The organism is Hydrogenophaga soli (assembly GCF_054777695.1).
Genome location: NZ_BAAHAK010000005.1, coordinates 14,681 through 32,190, shown reverse-complemented (window position 1 = coordinate 32,190; position 17,510 = coordinate 14,681). Strand labels below are relative to the sequence as shown.

Annotated in this window: 9 protein-coding genes; 5 read left to right on the top strand and 4 right to left on the bottom strand. The window is 65.1% G+C overall.

What is annotated here, in order from left to right:
* Positions 1-73 precede the first annotated feature (73 nt).
* Positions 74-2,095 carry a putative bifunctional diguanylate cyclase/phosphodiesterase gene (locus ACYVB7_RS10260; protein ID WP_460507095.1) on the top strand — a complete coding sequence of 674 codons (2,022 nt, stop codon included), beginning with the start codon at positions 74-76 and terminating at the stop codon, positions 2,093-2,095.
* 116 nt (positions 2,096-2,211) lie between these two features.
* Positions 2,212-3,384, top strand: a complete 1,173-nt coding sequence (locus tag ACYVB7_RS10255) for an ABC transporter substrate-binding protein (protein ID WP_460507093.1) — start codon at positions 2,212-2,214, stop codon at positions 3,382-3,384.
* A gap of 14 nt (positions 3,385-3,398) precedes the next feature.
* On the opposite strand, the gene ACYVB7_RS10250 is transcribed toward ACYVB7_RS10255, so the two are convergent.
* Positions 3,399-6,560 carry a cellulase family glycosylhydrolase gene (locus ACYVB7_RS10250; RefSeq protein ID WP_460507091.1) on the bottom strand — a complete coding sequence of 1,054 codons (3,162 nt, stop codon included), beginning with the start codon at positions 6,558-6,560 and terminating at the stop codon, positions 3,399-3,401.
* Between the two features lie 253 nt (positions 6,561-6,813).
* On the opposite strand from ACYVB7_RS10250, the gene purL reads away from it, so the two are divergent.
* Positions 6,814-10,980 carry a phosphoribosylformylglycinamidine synthase gene (gene purL / locus ACYVB7_RS10245; protein WP_460507089.1) on the top strand — a complete coding sequence of 1,389 codons (4,167 nt, stop codon included), beginning with the start codon at positions 6,814-6,816 and terminating at the stop codon, positions 10,978-10,980.
* Positions 10,981-11,007: 27 nt separating this feature from the next.
* Here the strand turns inward: purL and ACYVB7_RS10240 are convergent, their stop codons facing one another.
* Both ACYVB7_RS10240 and ACYVB7_RS10235 read right to left on the bottom strand, forming a co-directional pair.
* Positions 11,008-11,988 (bottom strand): FecR family protein, encoded by a 981-nt coding sequence (locus tag ACYVB7_RS10240; RefSeq protein ID WP_460507087.1) that lies wholly within the window; start codon positions 11,986-11,988, stop codon positions 11,008-11,010.
* A gap of 32 nt (positions 11,989-12,020) precedes the next feature.
* The gene (locus ACYVB7_RS10235; RefSeq protein ID WP_460507084.1) at positions 12,021-13,403 is read right to left on the bottom strand and encodes a surface lipoprotein assembly modifier; all 1,383 of its coding nucleotides are present in this window, start codon (positions 13,401-13,403) and stop codon (positions 12,021-12,023) included.
* 59 nt (positions 13,404-13,462) lie between these two features.
* Here ACYVB7_RS10235 and ACYVB7_RS10230 point away from each other — a divergent pair, with 59 nt between their 5' ends.
* Together ACYVB7_RS10230 and ACYVB7_RS10225 are read left to right on the top strand one after the other, a co-directional pair.
* A complete protein-coding gene (locus ACYVB7_RS10230) occupies positions 13,463-14,389 on the top strand; it encodes a DUF808 domain-containing protein (RefSeq protein ID WP_460507082.1) in 927 nt (308 codons plus the stop codon).
* 59 nt (positions 14,390-14,448) lie between these two features.
* Positions 14,449-15,456 (top strand): hypothetical protein, encoded by a 1,008-nt coding sequence (locus ACYVB7_RS10225; RefSeq protein ID WP_460507081.1) that lies wholly within the window; start codon positions 14,449-14,451, stop codon positions 15,454-15,456.
* On the opposite strand, the gene ACYVB7_RS10220 is transcribed toward ACYVB7_RS10225, so the two are convergent.
* Positions 15,447-17,495 (bottom strand): peptidase U32 family protein, encoded by a 2,049-nt coding sequence (locus ACYVB7_RS10220; protein ID WP_460507078.1) that lies wholly within the window; start codon positions 17,493-17,495, stop codon positions 15,447-15,449. The genes ACYVB7_RS10225 and ACYVB7_RS10220 overlap by 10 nt on opposite strands.
* Positions 17,496-17,510: the final 15 nt, after the last annotated feature.

The window sequence follows — 17,510 nt, the reverse complement described above, 5'->3', positions numbered from 1 at the left end:
GACCCCAAACGCCTCGTCTGTGACCGAAAGCATTTCGCTTGATCGACCCATTGAGTCGGTTTCCAGGTACTACATGGGCACGCTTGCCACCATTGTCGGGGTGGCACTGCTGATGTATGCCGTGATGCATTCGGTGTTGAATCGACACTCTGCGCAGCAGAGTGTCAGCTTTCTCATTGGCAGCCAATTCATCAAGTTCCAGCAATTGACGAATGCCACGCGGGCATTGATGCGGGCATCCGCCGATGTCAACCTGCCCCCCAACGCGGTGGACCGCCTGGTGGAGGACGTGGGGCAAAAGATTGCCGACATCCGAGACATCCGGGCTCGGTTGAATGAGCTTCGGAGCCAGTTGGGGGAGGATGTCGAGCACAATGATCTGGACATTCAGCTGAGGAATTTTCTGGAGAGGGCAGAAGTTCTGGTCAAGATTGACACGGCCAGTCGGCGTCAGCGGTATTCCTATTGGGGGGCAATTGATTTTGCCGCTGCGTCCGGAAGTTCCATGATGCGGGGGTTTGAAGAGGAAATCAAAAAATCGTTGACGAAAAGTGAAGAAAGCATTGTTGCCGCTGAACGAATCAGTGCAATGCTCACGGGGTCGTTGGTGCTTGCTCTGGTGGTTGTGGGCGTTTTTGTATTGAATCCCTTGATCGGTCGGCTGAGGGTGACATACGAAAAGAAAAAGATCTATGAAGAAAAGCTGTCGGATCTGGCGCACACAGATGGTTTGACCAAGCTCCCCAATCGGATGTCATTCCTCAAGGCGCTGGATGCCTTGGTGTTTTCTGATGCCCATGATCAATCCGATCATTCTGAAATTTCGTTTGGCTTGTTGCTGATTGATCTGGATAACTTCAAGGCTGTCAACGACATTTTCGGGCATCCGGCAGGCAATGAGTTGCTTCTGGAAGCGGCTCGCCGCATTCAGCTTGTGGTCAAGGAGGTGACCATGTCTGCTCGATTGAGTGGGGATGAGTTTGCGGTCCTGACCTCCAATAAAACCACGGCCTCCGAGCTTGAGGTCATGGCAGAAGCCATTCGACACGAGCTCTCCAAACCCTATCGCATTGAAGGGCATGATTTTTATGCATCGGCCAGCATTGGGGGGGCGGTGTACCCGGACCATGCAACCAATTCAGCGGACATGATCCGATGTGCAGATCTGGCCTTGTATGCATCCAAGCGAAAAAGAAACAGCCTGACGATTTTCAATGAGGCCATGATGGCCGAGCGCATGGCAGAAAATAGAATGCGTGCGGCCCTGTCCATGGCGGCCGAAAACAATGAGTACATTGTTTATTACCAGCCCAAGTTGGATGTCTGGAATATTCGCAAACCCATGTTCGAAGCCTTGGTGCGGTGGCGTCACCCCGACCTGGGAATTCTCGCGCCCGGGCGTTTTTTGCATTTGTTGGATACCGCAGCGTCCATCACCGAAATGACCGAGGTCGTCATCAACCAGGTTGCCCGTGACATTCTCACCTGGCGGAATGCAGGGCAATCGTCTGTGGCCGTGGCCATCAACATGCCGGAAGCGGTGCTTGTGTCCGAGGTGTGTTATGACATGCTGGAGCATGCAGTCAAACGCCATGGCATCGATTGGATGAATTTTTCCATCGAGATCACAGAAGATGTTTTTGTGAACAAATACAAAGAGCAAATTTTGTCCAATGTGATTCGGTTGCGCGAACTTGGGGTGTCGATCGCATTGGACGATTTCGGCACAGGCTTTGCTTCATTGGCCAATATTCGGTATTTTCAGTTTGATGAGATCAAGATTGACCGCAGTTTTGTGGCGGACATTGGTGTGGATGTCAAGTCGGAGCAGATCATTCGGGCCTTGATCGGACTGGCGGAGAGTTTGGGTAAACATTGTGTGGCCGAAGGGGTGGAAACCCAGGGCCAGGTTCAGTTTTTGCGGGAAGCGGGTTGCAATGTGTTTCAAGGGTATTTTTTCTCCCGTCCCCAGCCGTTTGATGCGGTAAAGGGTTTTTTTCAGAATTTCCCCTCTGCGGGGGATGACTCTTCGTCACGTGCCACCGGATCGGCGTTGTCGGTTGGCGGAGGTGGCAAGGTTGTTGTTGGGGTGTGACCAGAATGAATTTGGTTGAAAGAGCTTGGTTGTGGACAGCTGTGTACGCGGTTGGGTTGTTTGCGGTACCGATGTCCCATGCCGCTTCTGAGGTGAAAGCTCCCGGATCAGGTGGTGTGTCTGATCCCGCCGTTGAGGTGGTGCATTTTTGGGTGTCCAACAGCGAGAAAAAATCCCTGGATGTGTATCGTCGGGTCTGGAAGAACCAGGGGGGACGATGGAATGACGTTCCCACCAAAGACAAGGCCAGCGAAGTGAAGTTGGTGACGGACCGGGTGGCCAATGGTTATCCGCCTTCGGTCATGCAATGGCATGCGAATGAAGGCAGCAAGGAACTGCCGGCCATGGGCGTGGTTCAGGACATTGAGGAAGTGGCCACGGCCGATGGCTGGCGCAACTTCTTGCCCGCCAACATCGTGGATCAAATCAGTTACAAAGGGCGCGTTTATTTTGCGCCGGTCAACATCCACGCCGAAAATTGGCTTTGGTACAGCAAGAAGATCTTTGACAAATTGAAGCTGCCAGCCCCCAACACCTGGGAGGGCTTGTTGGCCAGCGCCGCCAAGATCAAGGCTGCGGGTCACACCCCGATTGCATTGGGGGAGGGTGCCTGGGAGATTTCGCTGATCTTCAATGACATCATTTATTCGCTCTACGGGCATGATGCCTATGCGCGACTGATGAGCGGGGGGGATCCTCAGTCCGCCATGTCCCCCAACATGCTGAAGGCGCTGGGCATGCTGCGGCGGCTCAGCGCTTTTGCCGAGCCGGTTCGAAAGAACAAGACCTGGGCCGACGCCACCCTGTCCGTGGGCCAGGGCCGGGCGGCCATGCAATTCATGGGCGATTGGGCCAAAGGCGAACTCACCGAGGCCGGGTTGGCCTTGGACAAGGACTACCAATGCCTGCTGGCCCCGGGGACCGAATCGGTGTACTTCGTGGTGGTGGATGCGTTTGCGTTTCCGGTCACCAACCATGAGAGCGATCGACGCGCTCAGTTGCTGTTTGTGCGTCAGCTCATGGACACCCAAAACCAGCTGGCGTTCAACCGGATCAAGGGTTCCATTCCGGTGCGGACCGACATTCAGCGCAGTCATCTGGATTCCTGCGGAAAGATCGGTCTGGACCTGATGTCCCGCAAGGGCAAGCAGGTGTCCGCCCAGTCCATGACCATGCCGTCGCACATGTCGGAGGGATGGATTGGGGTGGTGGCCGACTTCTTCAACGACCCCAAAATGTCCCCCGAGGCCGCCCAGCGCCAGCTGGCCGAGGTGCTGTCGCAGAAGTGAGCCGCCCCACGCCCTCAGTTGAGCGCGTAACGGCCACCCGCGGTCGCGAGCTGTGCGGCGCTGAGCTGAACGGTGGCACTGCGCCCATCGACGTAATGCACGGTGATCAGGAAGTCGCCCGAGGTCTGGAGAACCTCCGAGATGGGAACCTCATAGGCGTTTTCCGGATTGTTTGAGAAGGGCAGGTGGCCCTGGGCTGTGGTTGTGGTGCTTTTCCACTCGATGGAGGCGACGCCGTTGACGGGGTTGGCCACACGCACGCGCGCCCACCAGGGGTTGCTGCCGTCGGCCACCGCGAGGGCGGGCACCCCGTCGGAGACTTCGGGGTGGCCGTCGCAGGCCACGAATTTCCAGGTGCCCGCGTAGCGGCCGAAGCCATCGCTCATGACGGCGGCGGGTGCGTCCCCACCCAGGTCGATGCCGCAGTTGTCGTCCGGGCATTTGTCCATGATGCGCACGGTCACCGTCTTGCGCCCTTGCGAGGTGAGGGTGGTGACCTCAACGCATTGCCCGCACACCTGGCCACCTTGCCATTGGCCTTGGAGGTCTCCGGGCAGCCGGTTGACGTTGATGGCCGCGTAGGACGTGATGTTGGTCGAGCCGTAATTGCAGGCCCCCCCATTGCTGGCCCCGGTGCTGTACAGGGTCACGTTGCCCTGGCCACCGCTGTTGCTCAGGATGGGCATGGCCGGGGGCGTCGCATTGCAGACACCGGAACATTGGCTGGGCAGGCCGTTGTCGCCACTGGAGGGGGGCGTGGTGTTGGTGGTGGTGGTGGTGAAGTTGGCCGTCAGGGTCTTGCTGCCGTCCATGGTGATGGTCACCGGGTTGGTGGTGCCGCTGGCGCCACCACTCCACCCCGTGAAGCTGGAGCCGCTGGCGGGCGTGGCCGTGACGCTCACCGTGGTTCCGGAGGTGTAGTCGTGCGGGCCGACGGCCACGTTGGTGGAACCGTTGCCGTTGACCGCCATCGTCAGGGTGTACTGGGCGGGCGCGGTCGGGCTGCTTGTGCTGCTCCCACTGCCGCCGCTGCCGGAAACCTCCAGGTGAGACCAGGGGAACTGGCCGACGTAGCGGAAGTAGTGGTTGCCGTTGATCCGCGCGGGCAAGGTGTTGGACCAGACGTTGGTGTAGCTCGTGCCATTGATCTCAACCGTCTGCATGTTCCATGAGTTGACGAAGTTGACCGTGCCGGACGTGACGTAGCACACGTCCTTGGCCCCGTCGATGGTGAGCGGCAGGCTGGTCGCGATGGCGTTGGCACAACCGGCGGGTGCACCGGCGTTGCTGCCGATGCCGCTCACACTGACCGTGCTGCTGGCGCTGTAGCTGCCGTTGGCGGCGCTGACGGTGGCGGTGATGGTGGCCGTGCCGTTGGCGACGGCGCTGACCAGCCCGCTGGCATTGACGGTGGCCACGGCGGGGTTGCTCGACTGCCAGCTGACCGTCGCGCCGGTGGCGTTGGTGGGCTCCGGGGCGGCCGTCAGTTGGCCGGTGGTGGCCCCGTTCAGCGTCAATTGCGCCGGGCTGACCGTGATGCCACTGACCGGAACGACCGTGCTGGTGGAGTCGTTCACCACGACGATCAGCGTCGGGTTGCTGCCCTTGTCGAAGCCGAAAGTGAGCGTCAAGGCCCCTTTGGGCAGGGTTTTCAGGTAGCTGGCCAGCAGGGTGACGGTGTTGCCCGAGACGGTGTAATCCGTGCCGAGCTTGAGGGTGGTGCCGCCGTTGAAGATGTCTGTCAGCGCATGGCCATTGGGCGTCAGCGTCACGCTCAGGTTGGCTGCGGTTGCCTTGTCGATGCTGACCGTGGTGGGGCTGATGGTGGCGCTGACGATGGGGGTTCCCGTCCCGCTGCCTGTGCCTGTGCCGCTGCCACTTCCGTTCGCGGCGGGCATGATGTGGGTGCCGTTCGCCCCCAGGTTCACCTGGTGGTCGAGGCCGATGAACTTGCCGTTGGCATCGGCCCACAGGGTGGGCGCGACGATGGCGTACTTCGCGCTGTCCACCGTGTTCCAGTCGTCCAGAAGGATGCCGCCCGTGTCGCCGGAATTGGGGTTCACCGCCCAGAAGAAGTGGTTGAGCCGATGGGTCTTGATGGTGCTGGCCAGGGCGGTCATCCAGGCCTGGTTGGAGCCGCCATCCAGCTTGCCGCCCCACTCACCGATGATGACCGGCGCCAGGTTCTGGGTGACCAGGTACAGCCAGTTGGGTTGCCAGCAGTCCGCCGTCAGCGTGGCCTCGGTGAAACCGTTGTAGAACCAGGGCTGGTTGGCCACGCTGGTGCCATAGTCGTGCGCGGAATAGGCGAGCTGCTTTTGGGCGCTGCCCAGGTTGACCGGGTGGCTGGCGGCCCGGCGCAGGTTGCCACCCCACCAGTTGTAGTCGTAATTGCCCCCGTTGGGGTCGGCGTAGGTGAAGCCGGTTTTCGGCGTCGCGGCCACGCCTTCCACCACGATCAGCAGGTTCGGGTTGATGCTCAGGATCTGGTTGGCGACGCGGGCGGCTTCGTAGGGCCAGTTGTTGGCGTCGGTGGAGTCGTCCCACTTGCTCATGGTGGGGTCGCCCGGCATGCCGTGCGGCTCGTTGAACAAGTCAACCGCAATCACGGTGTCGTCGTTCTTGTACCGGGTGGCCAGCCATTGCCAGGAGGCTTCGAAATCTGCGGTGGTGTAACCCTGGGCGGCCCAGCTGTTGGACTGCTGGGTGTTGACAACGCGGTGCATGTCCAGCATGACCTTCAGGCCGGACTGCTTGGCCGCGGCAATGGCCGCATCGAACACCTGCAGGCTGCTCATGCCCTGCAAACTCGGGTTGGCGTTGTAGTTGATGCTGCCCGCGGTGCCGCCGTTGCCATTGCGCCACTGATTGACCAGTTGCACCGACAGGGGAATGCGCACCACGTTGAAGCCGCGATTGGCCACGGTGCTGAGCACGCTCTGCATGTTCACGCTCCACAGCCCGTGGAACACCTGCAGGTCGGTCTCGAAGCCAAACCATGAAATGCCGGTCAGGCGCACCTCCTGGCCTGCGGCGTCATACAGGCGGCCACCGTTGGCGTGAAGGTAGTCGTCGTTGGTGCCGTCGGCATGGCCCAGGCTCGCGGCCATGCACAGCACAGCAGCTGCGAATGCCCGCAGGCTGGGACGACGTCCGTTCGAGGGGGTGGTTTTCATGGTGGTGTTCCCTTTTCTGCAAGGTTTTTGTGGTCTGTGTCCAAGCGGAGAGCGCTTGCGTCGCGGGGCGGACCATGTCACGGCTTGCTGAGGTTCAGCTGAGTTCTGCGCCGCCCCGGGTTTCGCGCAGGCGCTTCATGGGGTTCTGGGGGGCAAGCTGCCCCGGTAAAATCCCCGGTTTCCCACACGCCAGGCCGGGGTGTTTGTTTCCCTTGGCCCTCCCGGCTGCCACGCTGCTCACCCGTTCACCACCGTGACCCTGCACCTGCACACCTTCCTGGGCGGCAACGCCCTGAGCCCCTTCAAAACCCAACAGCTGCTGCCGCGTTTGCAGGCGGTGTCCGAACGCATCACGGGCCTCAGCGCCCGTTTTGTGCATCTGGCAGGCTTTGAATCGGCCCCCGACGCGCCCACCCTGCAACGCCTGCAAGAGCTGATGACCTACGGCGAGCCCGCGCAGGACGTGACCGGCGAGGTCGCGCAACTGTGGGTGTCGCCCCGCGTGGGCACGGTGTCGCCCTGGGCCTCCAAGGCCACCGACATTGCGCACAACTGCGGCCTGGTGGTGCGCCGGGTCGAACGGCTCACCCAGTTCACCCTGCAACTGAAAAAAACCTTGCTGGGGGTGCTGGGCTCCGCGGCCCTCACGCCCGAGCAGCTGCAGGCCGTGGCCGACGTGCTGCACGACCGCATGACCGAAAGCGTGCTCCACAGCCTGGACCAGGCCCAGGCCCTGTTTGCCGAGCTGCCGCCGCAGCCCATGGCGCATGTGGACATCCTGGCCGGTGGCCGCCCTGCGCTGGAGGCGGCCAACGTCGAATTCGGCCTGGCCCTGGCCGACGACGAGATGGACTACCTCGTCACCCACTTCACCGCCATGGGCCGCAACCCCACCGATGTGGAGCTGATGATGTTCGCCCAGGCCAACAGCGAGCACTGCCGCCACAAGATCTTCAACGCCGAATTCACCATCGACGGGCAGAAGCAGGACCACAGCCTGTTCGGCATGATCCGCCACACCCACCGCACCACGCCGCAGCACACGGTGGTGGCCTATTCGGACAACGCCTCGGTGATGGAAGGCCACGAGCTGACCCGCTTTGTCGCCAAGTACCACGCCAATTCACAAGAAAAAAATGCCTCCGGCGCTTTTTCTGAAAGCGCACCAAGCTATCAAAAAGAGAGTGCCACCCACCACATCCTGATGAAGGTGGAAACACACAACCACCCCACGGCCATTTCCCCGTTCCCCGGTGCGTCCACCGGCGCGGGCGGCGAAATCCGCGACGAAGGGGCCACAGGTCGTGGCTCCAAGCCCAAGGCGGGGTTGACGGGTTTTTCCGTCTCCAAGCTGTGGGGCAGCACCGTGGGCAAGCCCGAGCACATCGCCAGCCCGCTGCAAATCATGGTGGAAGGCCCGTTGGGCGGCGCGGCCTTCAACAACGAGTTCGGCCGACCCAACCTGGCCGGTTACTTCCGCGAGTACGAACAGACCGTGGTGGCGCACACCCCGCAGGGCACCGAAACCCTGGTGCGCGGCTACCACAAGCCCATCATGATCGCGGGCGGCCTGGGCCAGATCGACGCCCAACTGACCCACAAGATCCAGTTCCCCGCGGGCACGCTGCTCATTCAGCTGGGCGGGCCGGGCATGCGCATTGGCATGGGCGGCGGGGCCGCCAGCTCCATGGCCACCGGCACCAACGCCGCGTCGCTGGACTTTGACTCGGTGCAGCGCGGCAACCCCGAAATCGAGCGCCGGGCGCAGGAGGTCATCAACCACTGCTGGGCGCTGGGTGCGGACAACCCCATCCTGGCCATCCACGACGTGGGTGCGGGCGGCCTGTCCAACGCCTTCCCCGAGCTGACCAACGACGCCGGCCGCGGTGCCCGCTTCGACCTGCGCCAGGTGCCGCTGGAAGAATCCGGCCTGGCCCCCAAGGAAATCTGGTGCAACGAAAGCCAGGAACGCTACGTGATGGCCATTGCGCCCGAGTCGCTGGCGCAGTTCAAGGCCTTCTGTGAACGCGAGCGCTGCCCCTTCGCCGTGGTGGGCGTGGCCACCGATAAACGGGAACTGGTGGTCGGTGACGTGGACCTGGCCCAGCCGGAACCGCCACTGTCCGAAGACACACTGCCAGTCCACATGCCCATGGACGTGCTGCTGGGCAAACCGCCCAAGATGCAACGCAACGTGCAACGCATCGCCCGCGAGGCCGCTGCCGCCGACCTCACCGGCGTGAGCCTGGAAAAAGCCGTCATCGACGTGCTCTCGCACCCCACCGTGGCCAGCAAGCGCTTCCTCGTCACCATCGGTGACCGCACCGTGGGTGGCCTGTCGCACCGCGACCAGATGGTGGGCCCCTGGCAGGTGCCGGTGGCCGACTGTGCCGTGACCCTGGCCGATTTCGCCAGTCTGCGTGGCGAGGCCATGAGCATGGGCGAGCGCACCCCGCTGGCGGCGGTGGACGGCCCGGCCTCGGGCCGCATGGCCGTGGCCGAGGCCATCACCAACCTGCTGGCCGCCCCCATCGAGTTGGGCCGCGTCAAGCTGTCGGCCAACTGGATGGCCGCATGTGGCGAGCCCGGCGAAGACGCCGCGCTGTACGACACCGTCAAGGCCGTGGGCCTGGAACTGTGCCCGGCCCTGGGCGTGTCCATCCCCGTGGGCAAGGACAGCCTGTCCATGCGCACCCAATGGACCGATGCCGCGGGCCAGAAGCAAAAGGTGTCGTCCCCGGTCAGCCTGATCGTCAGCGCCTTTGCCACGCTGCCCGACATCACCGGCACGCTCACCCCGCAGCTCAACGCCACCGAGGACGACACCACCCTGGTGCTGGTGGATCTGGGCCGCGGCCAGCACCGCATGGGCGGCAGCGTGCTGATGCAAACCCTGGACGGCGCGCCCTTCGGCGGTGCCGTGCCCGACCTGGACGACCCGCAGCTGCTGATCGGCCTGGTCAACGCCGTCAACGCCCTGCGCGGCCAAGGCAAGCTGCTGGCCTACCACGACCGCAGCGACGGGGGCCTGCTGGCCGCCGCCGCCGAAATGGCCTTTGCCGGCCATGTGGGCGTGGCGCTGAACGTGGACATGCTCATCACCGAAGGCGACGGCATTGCCGACAGCCGTGCCGACTTTGGCGACGCCAAGAACTGGGCCACCCAGGTCAGCGCCCGCCGCGAAGAACTCACGCTCAAGGCCCTGTTCAACGAGGAACTGGGCGTGGTGCTGCAAGTGCGCACCGCCGAGCGCAACGAGGTCATGCAGGTGCTGCGCGAGCACGGCCTGTCCAAGTTCAGCCACTTCGTGGGCAAGACCCGTCCGACGTCGTCGGCCATGGGCGAAGGCAAGGGCCAGCTGCAGGTGTGGCGCGACACCAAAAAGGTGTTTGACGCCAGCCTGTTCGACCTGCACCAGGTGTGGGACAGCGTGAGCTGGAAGATCTGCCAGCTGCGCGACAACCCCGCCTGCGCCGACAGCGAGCACGCCCTGGCCGGCCTGCCCGACGACCCCGGCATGCGCGTCCACATGCCGTTTGATTTGAAGCCATTTTCTATGGATTTAGGGGCTCCAGCGCTTTCAAATCAAGCGCAAGCAGCTACCAATGGTGTAGCGCCTGCGGTGCATGTGGCCCGGCCCCGTGTGGCCATCCTGCGCGAGCAGGGCGTCAACTCGCACGTGGAAATGGCCTGGGCCTTCCACGAGGCGGGTTTCGACTCGGTGGACGTGCACATGACCGACCTGCAAACCGGTCGGGCTGACCTGGCCACTTTCAAGGGCGTGGTGGCCTGCGGTGGCTTCAGCTACGGCGACACCCTGGGCGCAGGCATCGGCTGGGCGCGCAGCATCACCTTCAACCCGCGCCTGGCCGACCAGTTCAAGGCCTTCTTTGCCCGCACCGACACCTTCGGCCTGGGCGTGTGCAACGGCTGCCAGATGTTTGCCGAGCTGGCCGACATCATCCCCGGTGCCGATGCCTGGCCGCGCTTCACCACCAACCAGAGCGAGCGGTTTGAAGGCCGTCTGGCGCTGGTGGAGGTGCTGGAATCGCCCAGCCTGTTCCTGCAAGGCATGGCCGGGGCGCGTTTGCCTGCGGTGGTGTCCCACGGCGAGGGTTTTGCCAACTTTGCCCACCGCGGCAACCTGGCGGCCATCCAGGCCGGTGGTCTGGCATCGTTGCGCTTTGTGGACCACCACGGCCAGCCGACGGAAACCTACCCGCTCAACCCCAATGGCAGCCCCGGCGGTCTGACCGCGGTCACCACCGCCGATGGCCGCTTCACGGCCATGATGCCGCACCCCGAGCGCGTGTTCCGCAACGCGCAAATGAGCTGGACCGACCTGGCCGCCACCGGTGGCCTGGGTGCCCACAGCCCCTGGATGCAGATCTGGCACAACGCCCGCCGCTGGGTGGGCTGACCCTGCGCCCGCGCCGCGCCCCGCGGCTCACCGAATGGCGGGCGGCGGTGGTGGTGGGGGCGGTGTGATGGGGTGAATGATGATGCTCACCGGTGGCCGTATGGTGAATATCGGTGCCGGTGCCGGTGCTGGAGCCGTGGGGCTGGTGGTGCCACCGGTGGTGGGGTTGGGGTTCCGTGTGGGTGGTGGTGCCGCGCCCGTGGGGCTGGGACTGACCGGTGTGGCCCCAGGTGCAGGCGCGGGTGTCGGCGTGTCTGTGGGGGCTGGTGCAGGCGCGGGCGTCGGTGAGGGGGGCTGTGTGGGCGTCGGCGAGGGTGTCGGTGCAGGGGCCGCCGGAGCCGGAGGCTCGGTGGCGGGCGCGGGCGCAGCCCGGGTTTCCTGTGGGTTGACCAGCGCGGGGTACATCACCGGCAGCGACGGCATGTTGGCCCGCACGTGGGTGCGCAGCGGCAGCTCGGTTTCCGAGGTGACGCGGGCGGATTCGCCCCGTTTCAGCTCCACGCAGCCCACCGAGGTGCACACCTCGATGGCGTCTTCCTCACACGACACCCGCACCTCGGTGTCGCTGGCCTGAACCAGGAAGGCCGACCCTCTGATGCCAATGGTCGCCACCGGGGTGGCCACCTTGTAGCGGGTGGGGGCCCGTTTGCCAATCAAACCGGTGATGACGCGCATCAAGCCGCGGTACAGCTGAACCTGAAAGCGGTCGCTCTCACCCGCGCTGGCGTTGCCATAGTCTTGGATGTTGAAACGGCTTTCGGGGTAGAGCGAAATCAGGCCGCCGTCTGAAAACAGGATCTGGGCCCGTCCGGTCAGCCCGGTGATGATGGCATCGCCCACGTCCACGGTCACGCCTTTGACGACGGACTCGCGGACGGTGCCGTGGCTTCGCTCCACGTCCCCCGCCGCGTACTGGATGCGGCCCGCCGTGGCATGCACCCACGGGTGAACGCCTGCCGACAGGGAGACGAGCACAGCAACCCGTGCCAACCGGAAGTGAAACGACATGGTGAGGCTCCCTCAGTGTGGGTGGCGGGTCTTCAAAATTCGCGCCGCAGGCTCAGGCTCAGCTGCTGGCGGCGGTAGGCCAGGAAGGGCATGTTGGACGCATTTCGGGTGCTGGACCACGCGGTGCTCAACCGCCAATGGTCGGCGGGCACCCAGTGCAGGCCCATGGCGATCTCGGTCTGGCGGTCGTGGCGGGCCAGGGCAAACAGCGGGTCTGCCGTGCCGTGCGAGCGGTTTTCGTGCAGCACCGACACGTAGGCCGACAGGTCGTGCCGGATCGAGTGCTGGTAACCCGCACGAAGGCCTTGCAGGTCGTGGCCGTAGGGTGCGCCGTTGTGGTTCCGGGCCCGTTCACGGCCCAGGTAAGCCCCGGCATAGGTCAAGTGCCCCAGCGGGCTGCGGTGCATGTAGGTGGTGCCCACCACCGTGCGGTCGGCATCTCGCTCCGGCTGCGCCGGGTAGGTCAGGCGCATCAGCTGGGCGAAGCTGGCCCATTGGCGGTGACCATCCAGCCGGTACACCCAGTTGAACTCCAGCCCCTGGGCGCGGCGGGTGGTTTGCGCCCGTTCGCGTTCGCCGCTGTACCGCCAGCTGGCCGACAGGTCGTGGCGGCCCTCCAGCCAGGCCACGCCCAGCTGGGCGTCGGTGGTGTTGCGGTCCAGGCTGTCCACAGGGGACTGGTAATTGCGCCGCACTTGAGACACCTGCCCGAACAACGAGGCTTGCGGGGACCACACATGGCGTCCGCTCACCGCTCCGGCCAGTTGCCAGAACGAGGCGCGTTGGGCCGACGCGCCGGGGGCCAGCACCCAGGGGGTGACCCCATCGCCCAGAACGCCGCTCAGGCTGGCATCGCTGGGGCCCACGTTGGCGTTGGTGTCCCGGCCCACCGCCATGTCCACGCTGCCGTGCAGCGTGCTTTGACCGGCGTGTTCGACGGCATCGAACGACACAAAAAAAGCGTCGTCGGTGCGGGTGGCATCGGGTTGCCAGGGGGGCAGCCCCAGGTGGGAGGCCAGGGCCGCGGCGGCGGGCCGGTCGCCCACGGCGCGCAGGGCCCGCAGCAACTGGTGCCGGACCAGGCCGTTGTCGGGTTGGGCCGCCGCCACGCGCTCCCAGGCCATGATGGCCCGGGTGTAGTGGCCTGCAGCAAAGGCCGCCTGGCCCAGGGTTGCGTCAAAATCGGGGGAGCCGGCCTGCTCCGGCTCCAGCGGGGCCAGGTGTTCAAATGCCTGGACGGCCTGGCCGCGAGACAGCAGTTCCTGGGCTAGGTCCAGCGCTGGGTCGGCGAGTGCACCCTGGCCGCACAGGGCGTTCACCATCAGGGCGCACAAGGCGATTTGCAGGTGACGGGGCCGCGAGGGTCGACGGGTGACCGACAATCGGGGGGGCAGGGTGGAAAAGCAGGGGGTCAATCTGAGCCTCCGTTCACAACGGCGCGCGCTGCGCCTTCGTTATTTTAGAAACGGTTTCCATGAGTTCCAGCCTTCTTGTCCTGCTCGACGACATTGCCACCCTGTTGGACGACGTGGCCACCATGACCAAGGTGGCCGCCACCAAAACCGCCGGGGTGCTGGGCGATGACCTGGCACTCAACGCCCAGCAGGTGACGGGGGTGCAGGCCGACCGCGAGTTGCCCGTGGTCTGGGCCGTGGCCAAGGGCTCGCTGCTGAACAAGGCCATTCTGGTGCCGCTGGCCCTGGTCATCAGCGCGGTGGCCCCCTGGGCCATCACCCCGCTGCTGATGGTGGGCGGTTTGTTCCTGTGTTTTGAAGGGGCCGAAAAGCTGGCCCACCGCTTTTTGCACACCCCAGCGGAAGACGAACACGCCCACCAGCAGCAATTGGCCGCCGTGGCCAACGAAGCGGTGGACCTGGTGGCCTTTGAGCGCGACAAGGTGAAGGGGGCCATCCGCACCGATTTCATCTTGTCGGCGGAAATCGTCGTCATCACCCTGGGCACCGTGGCCGCTGCCGCCCTGGCCGAACGGGTGGCGGTGCTGGTGGGCATTTCGGTGGTGATGACGCTGGGCGTCTACGGCCTGGTGGCCGCCATCGTCAAACTGGACGATGCGGGCCTGGCCCTGGCGCGTCGCCCCGGGGCTGGGGCACAGCGCCTGGGGGCCGGGTTGCTGGTGTTTGCCCCTTGGCTGATGAAGACCCTGTCGGTGGTGGGTACAGCGGCCATGTTCTTGGTGGGCGGTGGCATCCTGTTGCACGGCTGGCCCGCGTTGCACCACTGGGTGCAGGGCGTGGAAACCGCGGCCAACGCCATCCCCACGGTGGGCGGCCTGTTGGGCAGCGCGGGTGTGGTCTTGGCCGGGGCGCTGTCCGGGGTGGTGGCCGGGCTGCTGACGGTGGCCCTGGTGACCCTGATCGGGCGGCTGCGTTCGGCCCGCTGAGCGTTTTGATTTGCGCCCCGAGGGGGGCGCCTTATTTCTTTTCATTGTCTGTTCAATCCATGTATACCTATCGCAATCGACGTTCTCCCCGTTACTTCAACAACCGTGGTACCGCGGGGGAAGGCCATGCCACTTCGGTGCCCTCGGGGTCTGCGGACAGCCGGGGCGGACGCTGCGTGGCCTTGGTCGATGCCCGGTTCATGGCCTGGCTGGGCCATGCGGCCGACCGTTCGGGCCCCGGGGCCACCGCCAACCTGAGCGCCGATGGCGTGGCCACCCTGCGACGGGTGGTGCGTGACGTGGGCGGCCTGCCCGAGGCCACCCGCGTGTACTGGTACACCGACCGCGAAGTGAACGTGCTGATCGACGGCGTGCTGGTGCGCCCGGTGGCCGATGCCGAGCAGGACGGCGGCCTGTCCATGACCCGCGCCATGTCGGCCGACATCCAACGCCTGGCCCAGCACCAGGCCGCTGACCACCTGGTGGTGGTGTCGGACGACGAACGCCTGTGGGCGGCCATTGACGACGCCCAACTGCATGGCCTGAGCGTGGCCCTGCTGTGCGACGACAGCGTGGGCGACTACAGCCAGCTCCAGGAAGACGACCCCAGCTGGGCCCGCCTGCTGGCCCAGGCCGACCGCCGCATCGTGTGGGACGGCAGCGCCGCCGGGGCCGCCGTGGCCACCTCTGCGCACGGCAGCCGCCCGGGTGCGGCGGGCATGGCACCTGCGGTCTCCATGCAACCCGTGGACCGTGAGGGCATCATGGCCCAGCTGGCCCAGTGGTGGGACGAAGAGCCCGAAACCCAGCGCATCGACCTGCAAAGCGAGCTGCAATACGCCCGCGGCATCCCGCAGGAAGTGGACCGGCAGCTGCTGGTGCGCCTGAGCCGCACGCTGGGCCACCCGCTGACCTGGCCCGAGAAAAAGATCATGCGCGAAGGCGTGCGCCGCCTGGTGCTGGGCGACCAGTACACGCCGTATCAGTCGCCCGCCGACCCCACCGGCCAGGCCGAAGCTTTCGGCCAGCCCCCGGAGGCGGTGCAGGCCCCTGAACCTCAGGCCTGAGGGGCACCCGCCGCGGGCCGGGTGCGGTAAAAGTGCACCGGGCTGGCGGGCACCTGGGCCAGCACGTTGGGCCGGATGCGGCCCACCACGTGCATTTCACAGGGCTTGCAGTCAAACCGCAGGGTGAGCTTGTCCTTGCCATGCACCAGGGTCAGCGGTTCGGCCTTGACCGTGCCTTGCACCCCCGTCACCCCCTTGGCCTGTTTGGGGCACAGGCTCAAGGAAAAGCGCACGCAGTGCTTGGTGATCATCAGGCTGACGTCGCCTTCTTCCTCGTGGCTTTCGTAGGCGGCGGCCACCACCTTCACGCCATGGCGGGCGTAGAAGTCGCGGGCCTTCTGGTTGTAGACGTTGGCCAGGTAGGTCAGCGTGTCTTCGGGGTAGGGCGCGGGCGGCTCCACCGGCGTGGCGCGGGGCAGCCGCTTGCAGGCGGCCATACGGGCCGATTCCAGCGCCACCACGGCGTCGCGGCGCAGGGCGTTGAGCTGCGAGGCGGGGATGAACCAGGGCGCGCTCAGCGTCACGGTCACGTCGGCCTCAGGGTTGCGTACTTCAAAGGCGGTGTCGCCCAGGCGGCAGAGTTGCTCGCGGGTCTTGGCCAGGGCTTGTTCGGGGTGTTGTGCCAGGTCGGTGGGCAGCGGTGCGGTGGCCTGGGCCTCGTGGCCGTTTTCGTCGGTCAGCGTGAGGCTGAGGCTGCCGTGGGCGTCGCTCAGCTGCATCCACACCGCCATGCGGCGCTGGGCCGAAGGTTTTTCCAGCGTGCGCACCCAGTCCATGCTGCGGTTTCGGTTGACGCGGCGGCCCTTGCGCAGGTCCTTCAGGCTGGCCATGGGGTCCTTGGGGAACACACGCCAACGCCCGGGCGGCACGCCGGGGCCGCTGAGGCGCTCCACCCGGTTGGTTTGCAGGCCCACCAGCTCTTGCTGCAGGTCGTGGTAACACAGGCCGTCGCCGTTGCGCAGCTCCAGCGCGGGGTCGTCGGCGTCCAGTTCGAACCAGTCCTTGCCCTGGCCCAGCCCGGTCTTGACGCTGGCCACCCAGCCCATGGGCTGGCCGGGGTTCTTGGGGCTGTCGAACGCGCCAATGTCGTCCTGGCGGCCATTGACGAAGTAGTCGGTGAACTCGCGGTTGAAGTTCTGGTCCGGGTCGGGGGTGAAGGTGTAGGTGCAGCGCCCGCTGGAGGCGGGGGCCAGCTCGGGGCGGCGGTGGAGCAGCTCGTCCAGCAGGGTGCGGTAGTGGGCGGTGATGTTCTTCACATAGCCCATGTCCTTGTAGCGGCCTTCGATCTTGAAGCTGCGCACGCCCGCGTCCACCAGGGCTTCGAGGTTGGCGCTCTGGTTGTTGTCCTTCATGGACAGCACGTGTTTGTCGTGGGCCACAAAGCGGCCCTGGGCGTCCTGCACCTGGTAGGGCAGGCGGCAGGCCTGGCTGCAATCGCCCCGGTTGGCGCTGCGGCCCGTGTGCGCCTCGGAGATGTAACACTGCCCGCTGTAGGCCACGCACAGCGCCCCGTGCACAAAAAACTCCAGGATGGCCGGTTCGCGCTCGGCCCCCAGGCCGTTCGCCAGACCGTTCGCCAGGCCCTGGCGAATGGCGGCAATCTGCGGCAGCGTCAGCTCGCGGGCCAGCACCAGCTGCGACAGGCCCGCGTCTTGCAAGAAGCGGGCTTTTTCGGGGGTGCGGATGTCGGTTTGTGTGCTGGCGTGCAGCTGGATGGGCGGCAGGTCAAGCTCCAGCAGCCCCATGTCCTGCACGATGAGGGCGTCCACCCCCGCGTCGTACAGCTGCCAGGCCAGTTTGCGGGCCAGTGGCAGCTCGTCGTCGCGCAGGATGGTGTTGAGGGTGACAAAAATCCGGCTGTGGAAGCGGTGTGCGTGTTTGACCAACCGGGCAATGTCCTGCACCGGGTTGTCGGCGCTGCTGCGGGCCCCGAAGCCGGGGCCGCCGATGTAGACGGCGTCGGCCCCGTGGTTGACGGCCTCGATGCCGATGTCGGCGGTGCGGGCGGGGGCAAGCAGTTCGAGCTGATGGGCGAGCATGGGCGGTGCAAAATG

Coding starts and splice junctions, on each gene's coding strand:
- ACYVB7_RS10260 (WP_460507095.1), top strand. CDS start 74: ATGGGCACGCTTGCCACCATTGTCGGGGTGGCACTGCTGATGTATGCC.
- ACYVB7_RS10250 (WP_460507091.1), bottom strand. CDS start 6,560: ATGAAAACCACCCCCTCGAACGGACGTCGTCCCAGCCTGCGGGCATTC.
- ACYVB7_RS10240 (WP_460507087.1), bottom strand. CDS start 11,988: ATGTCGTTTCACTTCCGGTTGGCACGGGTTGCTGTGCTCGTCTCCCTG.
- ACYVB7_RS10230 (WP_460507082.1), top strand. CDS start 13,463: ATGAGTTCCAGCCTTCTTGTCCTGCTCGACGACATTGCCACCCTGTTG.
- ACYVB7_RS10225 (WP_460507081.1), top strand. CDS start 14,449: ATGTATACCTATCGCAATCGACGTTCTCCCCGTTACTTCAACAACCGT.
- ACYVB7_RS10220 (WP_460507078.1), bottom strand. CDS start 17,495: ATGCTCGCCCATCAGCTCGAACTGCTTGCCCCCGCCCGCACCGCCGAC.